12 protein-coding genes are annotated in these 12,118 nt (G+C 37.3%); 2 read left to right on the forward strand and 10 right to left on the reverse strand.

Features of this window, described 5'->3' with window-relative positions:
* Window positions 1-5 precede the first annotated feature (5 nt).
* From EV695_RS13625 to EV695_RS13645, 5 genes are all read right to left on the reverse strand, one after another.
* On the reverse strand, window positions 6-224 hold the full coding sequence (locus tag EV695_RS13625) for a KTSC domain-containing protein (protein WP_131906534.1): 219 nt from the start codon (window positions 222-224) through the stop codon (window positions 6-8).
* A gap of 9 nt (window positions 225-233) precedes the next feature.
* A complete protein-coding gene (locus EV695_RS13630; RefSeq protein WP_131906535.1) occupies window positions 234-2,009 on the reverse strand; it encodes an ATP-binding protein in 1,776 nt (591 codons plus the stop codon).
* Between the two features lie 2 nt (window positions 2,010-2,011).
* Window positions 2,012-3,286, reverse strand: coding sequence for an SIR2 family NAD-dependent protein deacylase (locus tag EV695_RS13635; protein ID WP_131906536.1), 1,275 nt, complete (start codon window positions 3,284-3,286; stop codon window positions 2,012-2,014).
* A 387-nt stretch (window positions 3,287-3,673) separates the two neighbouring features.
* Window positions 3,674-3,961: a type II toxin-antitoxin system RelE/ParE family toxin gene (locus tag EV695_RS13640; RefSeq protein ID WP_131906537.1), complete on the reverse strand. Its 288-nt coding sequence runs from the start codon at window positions 3,959-3,961 to the stop codon at window positions 3,674-3,676.
* Window positions 3,952-4,221, reverse strand: coding sequence for a CopG family ribbon-helix-helix protein (locus tag EV695_RS13645; protein WP_131906538.1), 270 nt, complete (start codon window positions 4,219-4,221; stop codon window positions 3,952-3,954). The genes EV695_RS13640 and EV695_RS13645 overlap by 10 nt, the downstream gene beginning before the upstream one ends.
* A 389-nt stretch (window positions 4,222-4,610) precedes the next feature.
* Here EV695_RS13645 and EV695_RS13650 point away from each other — a divergent pair, with 389 nt between their 5' ends.
* Both EV695_RS13650 and EV695_RS13655 read left to right on the forward strand, forming a co-directional pair.
* A complete protein-coding gene (locus EV695_RS13650; RefSeq protein WP_131906539.1) occupies window positions 4,611-5,711 on the forward strand; it encodes a hypothetical protein in 1,101 nt (366 codons plus the stop codon).
* A gap of 95 nt (window positions 5,712-5,806) precedes the next feature.
* The gene (locus tag EV695_RS13655; RefSeq protein ID WP_131906540.1) at window positions 5,807-6,823 is read left to right on the forward strand and encodes a competence protein CoiA family protein; all 1,017 of its coding nucleotides are present in this window, start codon (window positions 5,807-5,809) and stop codon (window positions 6,821-6,823) included.
* A 149-nt stretch (window positions 6,824-6,972) separates the two neighbouring features.
* On the opposite strand, the gene EV695_RS13660 is transcribed toward EV695_RS13655, so the two are convergent.
* The 5 genes from EV695_RS13660 to EV695_RS13680 all read right to left on the reverse strand — a co-directional run bounded on the left by EV695_RS13660 (window position 6,973) and on the right by EV695_RS13680 (window position 12,035).
* A complete protein-coding gene (locus EV695_RS13660) occupies window positions 6,973-8,118 on the reverse strand; it encodes an alpha-hydroxy acid oxidase (RefSeq protein WP_131906541.1) in 1,146 nt (381 codons plus the stop codon).
* Window positions 8,119-8,204: 86 nt separating this feature from the next.
* Window positions 8,205-9,716: a tripartite tricarboxylate transporter permease gene (locus tag EV695_RS13665; protein WP_131906542.1), complete on the reverse strand. Its 1,512-nt coding sequence runs from the start codon at window positions 9,714-9,716 to the stop codon at window positions 8,205-8,207.
* A 13-nt stretch (window positions 9,717-9,729) separates the two neighbouring features.
* Complete coding sequence (locus EV695_RS13670; protein WP_131906543.1) at window positions 9,730-10,179, reverse strand: tripartite tricarboxylate transporter TctB family protein; 450 nt, start codon at window positions 10,177-10,179, stop codon at window positions 9,730-9,732.
* A gap of 81 nt (window positions 10,180-10,260) precedes the next feature.
* Window positions 10,261-11,235, reverse strand: a complete 975-nt coding sequence (locus EV695_RS13675) for a tripartite tricarboxylate transporter substrate binding protein (RefSeq protein ID WP_131906544.1) — start codon at window positions 11,233-11,235, stop codon at window positions 10,261-10,263.
* Between the two features lie 59 nt (window positions 11,236-11,294).
* On the reverse strand, window positions 11,295-12,035 hold the full coding sequence (locus EV695_RS13680) for a 4-carboxy-4-hydroxy-2-oxoadipate aldolase/oxaloacetate decarboxylase (protein ID WP_131906545.1): 741 nt from the start codon (window positions 12,033-12,035) through the stop codon (window positions 11,295-11,297).
* Window positions 12,036-12,118: the final 83 nt, after the last annotated feature.

Here is a 12,118-nt window from a genome sequence, read left to right on the forward strand (position 1 = left end):
AACAACTATAGCCGTTCGTATGGATAAACATTCTTAAAACTCCTGTTGAGATAAGAACCAACGGATGCTGCTGTTAGTAAGTTATTAAATTCATATTCAGGCACACCTTTGTATGCGTAAGTTGAGCCATCTAAAAACTCAACATATGCATTTTCTGTATCTGGATCGTATCCAACAGCGGCGATATTTGATGAGCTTACGGGTTGCATTTCTGGTATTGACATATTTTTTCCTTAATTGAAAGTTTGATTTCGCCAGTTACGGATACTGACTTCGTACTCTTTTGTTTTCGGCTTTTCGTTCCCCCAAAGCATTGAGGCAATAGGATCTGAACTTTTACCAGCATTATTCGCTTGGAAGAATTTGATTCGTGAAGGTATGCGCACTGCCTCGCCACTGACAATAGCCTCGCCTGTCCTTAATCCGGAAAGCACATCTGCCATTTCACGTAACTCATCCTGCATAGCTGAAGTAACATGCCCTTTATCACGAGTATTTGTCATCCTTAAGGCGATAATTGAACCACACTGACTCAAAACAGTTTCGTCTAATTCTGATGGACGCTGAGTAACAAGCAACATGCCTACGCCATACTTTCTTCCTTCTTTTGCAATAGCTTGCACAGTTCTTGATGATATTGAGTCTTCACCCGCTTTTAAGTATGCATGCGCCTCATCCAAAACTAAGAGTAATGGCTGCTTCTTTCCACCTACAAGTGTATTTTGACCCCAGTAAAGAGCATCGTAAATAATCTTTAAAATACAGCCTGAAATTGTCTGCATTATATTTGACGGTATTGCTGACAAATCAAAAACTGAAACTGGAGCATCGTGACCAAACCATATTGAGAACAAATTTGGCAAATCATTTTTGATAGTACCATCTAGTTCTGGTGTGTATCCGTCTGGTTTAAATAAAAAATTGTAACTTTGATCGAGGAGTCGAGAACGCATTCCATCTAGAAAACCCAATAATCCTTTGGCTTTATTGTTCAAGAATGGGGCGCTACTACCAAGGCCTGCAGTTGGGTATTGGTTAGACTTTAATTTAGCTGGGTCACCAGATACAGTCAGGGCTTCTATTGTTGTTCTGTCGGTAGCAAATGTGATTCGCTCAAAATTATCTAACTCAAACCAAAGCTTATTAATTGAAAAAGGAATTGGGCTATCAGCAGTTATTGCTTCTTCTCGGAGTCCGCCGAGTTTAGTAGCTGACGTACGTTTAAGCTCTAAAACTTTTCCTCTAATATAATCTTCATTCTGATCTGAGAGCTTACCGGGGAATATTGCCATCAATTCTTTGAAAGGTAATGCCCAATAAGGAACACATAATTCAACTTCACCCTTCGCCATATCGGCATCCACTTTGAACACGCGGCATCTTCCTGATAAGGAACTTGAATACTCTCCATGTGGATCTAACATGAGAATTCGCGCACTAGGCAATGATTTATCTGCAATAGATTTAACTACTACGCTAACAGCATTGGATTTTCCACTACCTGTAGCACCGATTATCGCGCAGTGTCTCGATATGAGCTTATCCAAATCCATTTGTGCAGCGAGACCTTCAGATGCGCTTTGGTTACCAACTATAATTGAAGATTGAGAGTTATATCCACCATATACAATTCGAAGATCTTCATTTGTTACAAGGTGTACTTGATCACCAGAGGTTGGAGATTGTAGTACACCTCTTTCAAAAGAAGAACCAACCTGTTCACCAACTAAAATCATTCGTAACCAGCGATGTCCATCTACGATTGATGGGTTTTCTTTGTAAGCCACTAACAATGTTTCAGGCATCGCTAGCACACCTGCTTGAGTAATCAGTCCATAGAGATTTGCGTAACCGAGTGGTATCTTAAGAAACGAGCCAATTTGACCTATTCTGTAAACAGTACCATCAATAATTGGCATATTTGAAGGATAGTTACTTGCCATTTTTATGGTAACTGAATTGCCACTGACGCTTTCGACTTGGCCTATATGCGTTGGATTATGTTTCATAATTATTTTACTGTTTCTGTATCAGATGATGACAAGTCATTAAGAAACTCAGTGAGCTTGCAAAAATCAGGTAAACAGAATTCACCGGTGCCTTCCCATCGTTCACCTCCCTTATGTTCACCTGTTTCTTCTAAAGGTATAGCACCGTCCTCATCAAAATATTGACTGACTCGAATCAAGTCTTCTATCTTTGGTTCACCTCTAAGACGCCATTCACCAAGCTTTCCTCCTATTACAGCATGCCGTAAACCATACACAGACATTTTTCCGCCAGTCCCATGAATAGCCATTTCCTGTAATGCGTTTGTAGTATCAGCAAGTTCAAATACTGCCTTACCATCTTTGTCGATTACTTTGTCATAATACATAGCAATAACATGTGAGTTTGCTCCACGACGAAGTGATGTGGCTATCCTTTCATTAATATGTTTATCACCAAAGGAGTAGCCACACGTAATCAACACTGCATCATCTTGCTGTAAAAATGTGCAAAGACGATCAATTAGACCAACATAAGGTTGCTTCTTAGAGGTGTTATATTTTAAATGAGATGGATATATCAGAATATCTTCGTCAGATGATTCTTTATTACGAACTACTGCTTTATCACGCTCTCGATACGTCCAACCTAGTGAACCATGCATCTTCCAGAGTTTGACTAGGTGTGGATATGCTTCAATATCTTCAACCGCTTCAGGACAAAAAAATGGTTCGTAACTACCAGAAAAACCATCAAAGTAAGGTTCGCCAGAATTTTCCAATGCAATTTCAAAAAGGTAGTCGTAATTGGTAGTGAAAATTTCTGCAGGATATCTTCTCCTTGCCTTCGAAATCCAACTGGAAAGATTTGAGTGGGCGAGCTTACTTATGTCTTTATCTGGCAAAAGATTGTGAACAGATACTAGTTCTACAACTTCCAGCTTCACAAACGTAGCAAGGTCTTTAAAACGCTCTGCACTTAGCCCATTAAGAACACCACTCCCAATTACTGCTCGCTTTGCCTCTATCATTGACAGCAACGACTCTATATTGAATAAGGTATCACCTATTTCAACCTTCATCTCATTTATGGCGGTTGCAAAATCAACCGATTCCGCTTCCACTTTATCCACAATCTTCGTGGTCATTTCTGCTATAGCAGGTATCCAAGCTGCTGAAACATTAGTTGCTAGAGATGTTCCAGCGCCAAAGAGAAATCCTATACGTTTTTTATCGGAAATTAAGATTTGATGAAAGCCGCGAATATGTTCACGAGGGTCATATGTATTTAAACTCATTGGATACCTTCTGAGGTGATAGAAACATACATTGATGACAATTTAAAAATAATTGAAATTATTACCATATTTAACCTTCCATTACAGAGATGTGTTTTTTAAATTAAGTCTACTTTCTACGTTTAACCCTTTTGTTAATAAACATAAATTAGATTTAAACTTGTTTAATAAAATTAGAGAAATAATTAACGCGGTAACCCGCATATTTAGGTCGGATAAGTTAACCATTCCACTTCTTTTAATCTCAACGACTGAAATGTTTTATATCGTTGTGCTTATAAGACCTACTTTAATTAATTTTGTCACCCCCCTACTTTGGGGCGTTTTTTTCTTGTACTGATAAAGCCATCAAAAATCACTCTACATAGTGTTCTAATTAACTAAGCTTTATTCGTTTAAATGCTTCCATTTTTTTGATTGATGAAAAACTCTCAATACCGTTATCAATTCTGATTCTGCCAAATAAACTAGGGTATATGGCGTGCCCGAAACAACGTGTTCTCTGGTTTTATGAATTCGACCTGCTTTTGCCAATAACGGGTGTTCAATCAGGATATCGACCGGATTGAGAATTTTGTTTGCCAACCTGCTAGCGGATTCAGGGTTTTCTCGTTCAATAAATTCTCGTATTTCAATCAAGTCGTTGATTGCATCTGACTCCCACCTTATTTGCATTGAGGTGTTTTTCCTTCGTCAGTTGTTCCCCAGCTTTTTAGCCAATCACCCACTGCATCATGACCTGCAAATTCGGCATCGCCTTCTTGCACTTTAGCTAAGGTTGATTCAATCGCCTTAATCTGCCACGACTCATGCTCAACATACTGCTCAATCGCATGTGCCATTAACCAGGCTTTCGATCTATCAGTAATTTTTGCTAATTCATCAAGCCGCTCTAACACTTCTATGGGCAAACGAATTGAAACTGTCTGGGTCATAAAATTACCTTATGTAACACAAAGTTTACATCGTAACACAAAATTTAGAAAGTAGAAAAAATGACATTTGCTAGCACAAGGTAATAGATATAGTTAATTCAAAAGGTTAGCTTTTAAAATACTTAATGTTTATATAATTTAGTCACACCTAACCTAATAGTTATTGCAGAAAAAGAGACCTTTTTACATTATTTTATTTGGCTATTTACTATAGGAAAATAAAAAGTCCCCCCCCCTACTTTGGGGCACTTTTTAGAATACATGACAGCAAGGACTCAGGTATTATTTTCACATGTATAATTAGCTGTTAGGCAAACAAACAATTCAATCATCTGTTGCACAAACTAAAGCCAAGTAATATATTTAATTAATTTAGCCTATAGGTATTTATGAATAACAATGATTATCATGAGAGGTTAGATCCAGAATGGCTTACTTTAAACGCAGTAAGAGATTTAATTAAACTTGCAGCACAAGGTGATAACTCAAAATCTACTTATAATAAAGCTTTGGATTTAGGTGCTGCTATTTGCCCAGAAATACTTGGAGATGATGTCAGTATTTTAAGACATAACAGAGAATCTGATTTAACAAAAGAATATCGTCAACGGGCAAGATATAAATCATTGAAAGACAATGAAGATATTACCCCTTTATTCCTCGTACAAACTGATATAGAAGAATTGGAGTCCTTATTAGATATTGCAAAATCTAGTAACGACAAAACAAAAACAGATAAGTTAAAAAGAAAACTTGGTAATTTATACAAATCAGAAGAAGAAATTAACCCAGATAAGTCTTCTGAAAATCAATTGATTTTCAGAGATGTTTATAAAGTAGAGAGGGACACCCCCTTACTATTTAAGGGCAATAATAATAGTACTTTTGAGCTTTTTGATGACAATCTTTTAACAATCCGTGTATTGCACCCTGAAATACCTGAACATATTACAGGTGCTGATCTAGTTTATGAAAGATATAATAAAGCAGACAATACGGTCAACGTTGCATTCGTTCAATACAAAATTTGGGAGGATAAAAAATTATATATAAGCGAAAATAAATCTAATGAAAGAATGCTAGAACAAATTCAAAAATTACAGAACTTCACTTGTAAGAAAGGCATATGTGCTTGCAATAAAGAAACTAAAAACACATATCGTTTCCCCTGTTGTGCCAGCTTTTTAAGACCGACAGATAAATTACAACACCCTAATCAAAATTTTATTTCTTCAGGTGAGCACTTACCAATTTGTAAGATCGATGAGTGTGCAACTATTACACAACAAAGCGCAAAAATTCTTGAGTATGAGAATATAAGAGAAGTATCTTTATCACATCAAATGTTTGAAGAGTTATTTAACCAAGGAAGAATTGGTTCTAGAAATTTAACATTAAATGACCTTGCAGAATTATACAAAGACTCTTCAATTCTTTCTAAAAAAGATCATCTAACTTTATATGCCCAAGAATATCCAAACAATGCCTAACAAGTACATGCATCTGACCAACAAAAGCAGGGTTCCTACGTCACCCCACTTTTGCAGTCGACTGATGTAGGCGTTTAGAATAAAAGGAGATATATTTGCCACTTCGGGCGAAAATAGATAACCAAGATATTTTTTCTTTTAACTATAATGAAAACTCTTGGGAAAAATTAAAGTCTCAATATAAGAGTATGGGGCTTACAATGTCATGTTGTTCAGCTAAAGCTATTCCAAAGACAAGCAAGTTAGGTAATTTTTATTTTGCTCACTCTGTTAAAAGTAATTGTAGTTCTGAAGCAGAAAGCCCAGAACACCTTTACATAAAAACTCTAATTGCTAAAACTGCTAGTAAATGTGGCTGGTTAGTAAAAACAGAGTGGCCCAACGACCCAAACCCTAAAAATAAAATCTGGGAAGCTGATGTATATTGTAAAAAAAATAAAACTCAAATTGTATTTGAAGTTCAATTATCTTATCAAACAAATCAAATCACTTTAAAAAGACAAAGGGAATATACTAAATCTGGTGTCCGCTGTGCTTGGTTTGCATCAGAACAATCATTTGACGTTGAGTATCTATATCCCAATAAAGAGACTCCTTTTTTTCTTATTACCAAACCAAAGGTAGGAGTTATTCCAAAAGTAAAAAACTTTGAGGTCGAGTTAACAGATTTTGTAGAAGGAATGCTAAATAAAAGACTAACTTGGGAAGAGCGTCCCATAACTAACACATCCTATATAATGTTTTTTGAAGATGAATGCTGGAAATGTAAAAACAAGAATAAACAAATATTTGGCTCTGGATTCGATGTATATGAAGATAGAGCCAAAACAGTTCCTAATGCGTCTACGATTTTGGTCGGAATATTAAATTCTTACGGAAAGAAAGCATTGCATTCTATGGGGCTAAATTCTATATCTAGTTTCGGCACAATAAAGGGTAACGCGCCTGGTTTCCCATATTGTAACGTCTGTTATCACTGTGGTGCTCCTCAAACAAACCATTACCTCATGGATAAATTAAGTAATGGGAAGATTAAAACTAGCTATGTAGAACATGAGGAAATATCGTATTCTGGCACATGGGAATATAAACACGGTAACCCGCATACGTAGGTCGGATAAGGTAACGCCATCCTAATCTTTCAAATCTCAACGATGGTAATGTCGTATAGCGCTGCGCTTATACGACCTACATTAATTAATAAGGTCACCCCCCTACTTTGAGGCGTTTTTTTCTATTACGAATATTTTCAAGCATTAAATTATTCTAAGTACTGATGCATTAACTCCGGTTTTGAACAGTGTAACTGCGACATAACTTGTTCTAACTCATCTCTTAAAAGATCTATTGTATGTTCTGCGCCAAGCTCTCCGTGTGCACCTACACCGTATAGAAATGCTCTACCAGCAAATACTGCTTCTGCACCGAGTGCAAGATATCTGGCAATATCTACTCCTGTTTCTACACCACTGTCTGCCATAACAGTTAAGTCAGACCCAACTGCATTAATGATTTCTTCTAAGGTCTCTGCAGGTGGTAAAGATGCATCTAATTGGCGACCTCCATGATTTGAAACAATGATGCCATCTACTCCAATTTCTTTTACTGCAATGGCATCATCTTCATGGCTTATGCTTTTAACTATCAAGTTACCTTGCCATTTATCTCTGAGAGTCTTGAGCGTGGTTTCATCTACAACATCTTTTAGTGTTACACGGATAAAATTCGAAATGTCTTCGATATTTTTAGCATCTTTTATATACGGATGAAGCGTCGCAAACCGGGGCAAGCCAGCTCGAACTGTAGCTAAAGACCAAATCGGTCGTATCGCGCTTTCGAGCACACTTTTGATGGTGATTTTGGGCGGAACTGCTAAGCCACTTTTTATCGAGCTTATTCGTCGACTAGGCGTTGGTACATCGACTGTGACGACTAAATTTTGACACCCTACAGCGCGTAGTCTATCGAGCATATCATTCAGTATTTCTTCATCTGCTGGTGGATATAATTGAAACCAGAAATTATCTTCAGCGTTTTTTGCCGCGTCTTCAATTGAGATGGTAGAAACCGTGCTTAGCACAAATGGGATATTTGCTTTTAAAGCCGAACGCGCATGCATTGCAGATGCGTCTGGCCAAATTAAACCAGTTAAGCCCAGAGGCGCAATACCGATAGGTGCAGAATAGTGTTTTCCAAATAACTCTATACCTAATTCTGGCTTACTGTAGCCTTGCAAGTATTCAGGTCGAAGAAAAACACTATCCAATCCCTCTCTATTATTTTTTAAGGCTAATTCACTATTGCAACCGCCTTCAATATAATCAAATGCAAATTTTGGAATCCGACGTTTTGCTCTTTTTTTGAGATCTGCAACACAAGCAGATTTTCTGATTAAAGCTTGAACCATATTATTATTCCAATAACAGTGTTATTCCAAAATGGCCGAATTCCAAATTACGTATTAAGTTAATACGTGTATGATGTTTGCACTTTTTAGACTTTAATTCCCTTACGAGATTTCCACTTCTGCAATAGAGGTGTGAGTAACGCAAGTGCAATCAAGACCATAAGAATGATAGAAATTGGACGACTAAAGTAGTAAGCAAGAACATCTCCCTTAGACATAACAATTGCTTGTCGATAACCAATTTCTGCCATCGAACCTAATATCATTGCAATAACAACAGCTGCGGTTGAGAAATTAGTTTTTCGCATGAGATAACCAATCAAGCCAAAAGCAACCATGACATATACATCAAACATATTATTATTAATTGCGTATGAGCCAACAACGGATAACACAATAATTACTGGTGCCAAAATATAAAACGGTATGCTGGCGACTTTAACCACTTGCCTTGCCATAGTGAGTCCGAAAATACCCATAAGAATGTTGGCGAGGATCAAGCCAATTATGACCGCATAAATAATGTTAGCATTCTGAGTAAATAATTCATGTCCGGGCTTTAAACCATGGATATATAATCCACCAAGCATTACAGCTGTTGCCGCACTTCCGGGGATACCCAACGTTAACAGTGGAATCATCGCTCCACCGGTCACTGCATTATTCGCTGTTTCTGCAGCTGCTAGTCCTTCAATTTCTCCCTTTCCGAAGTTTTCAGGATTTTTCGACCCTCGTTTTGCTTCGTTATAAGCAACCCATGAAGCAACATCGCCTCCTGCACCTGGAAGTATGCCAACCAATAAGCCAATAACTGACGATTTAGTAACAGTAGGCCATATCTTTAGCCAGTCTTTTTTATCCGGAAATACCTTGCCTTTCAATTCAACTACAACGGTTTCTTTCTTTTTTGCTGAATGTAATATCTCTGCCTGCATCAGTACTTGAGAAATTGAGAATAGTCCAATCATTGCAGGAATAAGAGAAATGCCATTTTCAAGCTCTGCTTTGCCAAAAGTAAAGCGTGGATATGCTGTCATCATATCAACACCAACCAACCCCACTAGCAAGCCAAATAAACCACCTGCAAGTCCTTTTATCATTGCGCCTGTTGATAGGCTGGCAATAATTGTTAAACCAAATACAGCCATCAAAAAGTATTCTGGCGCACTAAATTTAAGTGAAATCTGAGCTAAAGGTGGCGCTAAAATCAGAAGTGCGATAGCACTAACAACACCACCAATTACGGAACAAACAGTAGATGTTCCAAGCGCTTTTAAGCCTTCTCCTCGAAGTGTCATTTGATAACCGTCCATAGCTGTTGCAGCCGAGGAAGGGGTGCCTGGTGTATGAATCAGTATTGCTGTAATTGATCCACCAAAAATTGCTGATGTATAAATCGCTGAAAGTAGAACAAGTGCCGCAACAGGCTCCATTCCGAAAGTAATGGGAATCAAAAGTGCGATACCCATGGTCGCACTTAAACCAGGTAATGACCCCAGAAATATCCCACCAATTACACCAGCAAATAACATCAATATGACATCAAAAGATGCAAGTTCCGCAATCACGGAACTCAAGACAGTAAAGTCTATGCCCATGTTAATCTCCTTTTTAAATTAATACGCCCGCTGGCAGAACAATTTTTAATTGCCAAACAAACAGCAAATAAATAAACACATTGATTCCAATTAAAACCAAAAGTAGTTTTATATAACTTCTCATTCCAAATAAAAGCATAAAAAATGCGGATGCGATTGTTGTTGAAGTAAAAAAACCTAACAACTCAATTAGGCCCACATACACACACAGTCCAAGATATACTGCCATCGGCCCTCGTATTCTTTCAAAATAATGATCAACGATGGTTCCATTTTTCTTTGCACGAAGAGTCAACAAAACCCCTTTCGACATAATCACTAAGGAAAAAACTATTAAGATACTAATGACTAATTTGGGGAATTCAGCTGGCTCAGGAGGCATATTCTGAGCTAAATAATAAAAGTAAGCAGATACCAAAAGCATCAATAGCCCTATGAAGGTATCTAAATGTATATTTCTCATAAGTCTCCGATTTACATAAAAATATATGTCATCATAAATTAAAAAAGGTGAAGTAATTTTTTAATTACTTCACCTGATATTTTACCAACCAAGAATAGGCTTAAGTTCTATTACGCCTTGCTCTTCATCCATCAACATCTTTTTGTAATCATCGCCAGTCTTAATATCAACTTGAAGTCCCATTTCTTCCATCTTCTTTAAATGCTCTGGAGCGTTCATACCTTTGATAAATGATTCACGTAATTTTTCTAGTTGCTCTGCAGACAACCCTTTTGGTGCGGCGATACCTCGAGCTGACCATGAAACTACTCCGGGGAAACCAGATTCAGCCAATGTTGGTACATCTTTCAGGAAATTAGAACGTTCTTCTGCCATAACGGCTACAACTTTCAATTCTCCATTTTTGTGCGCATTATTTGTATCACCTACATTGGAAAAGCCAACATCAACATGACCACCTTGAATAGCAGCACGTTGTTTTGCTGAACCCTTGGTATGAACAGGAACAAATTTCGTACCGAATTTTTGATTCATTTTTAGCATCGCTATATGATCATCGCCGTTAGCGCCTGTAGTAGACACTGTTAATGTATTAGCTTTGGCGTATTCAACTAGCTCTTTTATATTGGTGAATCTTTTTTCGTCTTTATTAATGGATATTACACCGTAGTCGGTTACATGATTCGCGATCAAATCAAAATCTTCTAGGCTCTTATCTCTTTTCATCAGAGGGTTTAGATAACCTGTAATTAAATTTGGCGTATTAATATATCCGATTGTGTAGCCATCATTTTTTGAATTTAGTAGATTTGTCCATCCTACCCATCCACCACCACCTGGTTTATTTAAAATGGTTAGTGCTGCACCAAGTTCTTTCTCTACATTTGGAAATAGAATGCGGGCACCTACATCAGTATTGCCGCCAGCACCGTATGAAATAATGGCTGAAATTGGCTTGGCTGGATATTCTTCCGCAAAAACACTTGATGTAAAAACAACACAACTAAGTGCTACTGATGACATAATTTTTGTCATATTTCTTTTTCTTAAATTCATGGTCTTCTCCTTGTTTTAAATATTTAACATGTTATTTACTCAATTAATTATTGGAATAATTAATCAAGAATAAAATTATTGTCCTCTAGAGTTTTCTCTAAATTTAAAAGGTTTGCAGTTACGCCGCCTTTTTTTATCGACTCTCTAAATTTCATTTCTTTTTCCTCTCTTGCTATTGCATTAGCAAGTACCTCATCAAAATCTTCTTTCTCGATAATTACGATGCCATCAGAATCGGCTACAACAATATCTCCCGGGTTAATTCTTACGTTACTAAAAGTCAGCGGCACATTGAGCTCCCCAGACTGAATTTTTGTCGTTCCTTTTATGCATATTCCTTTTGTGAAAACGGGAAAATCCATCTCAATAATTTGATCAGTATCTCGAACGGCTCCATTCACAAGAATCCCTCCAAGCTGCTTAAACAGAGCCTGTTCTGTCAAAATATCTCCCCAAATTCCAGCCTCCAAAAAACCTTTGGCATCAACAACTAAAATATCTCCCGGATTAGTTTTTAATAATGCGTAATGAAGCATTAGGTTATCTCCAGGCTTCATGTCTAATGTTACCGCTGGACCAGCCATTTTCATTGATGGGTGCACAGGTCTGATTTCATTAGCCATAACGCCTCTAGAACCTTGAGCTTCACAAATAGTTGCAGAACCAAGCTCTATGGCTTTTTGATATTGTTCGTTTGGTAATTTGGGTATAGTCATATTTATGTGGCCTTTTTTGTTTTCAAAATTAAGACAGCGAATAAAGCCAGGTGAGGGATTTTTTAGGAACACGTACTTCGACATAATTCAGCGCATAAATATGCCGCGAATTATATTCATTCTCCTCAACTTTTATATATTCTTTTTGTCGTTTTGTTAGAAATTCT

Origin of the sequence: Cocleimonas flava, assembly GCF_004339015.1 — a bacterium.
GTDB lineage: Bacteria > Pseudomonadota > Gammaproteobacteria > Thiotrichales > Thiotrichaceae > Cocleimonas > Cocleimonas flava.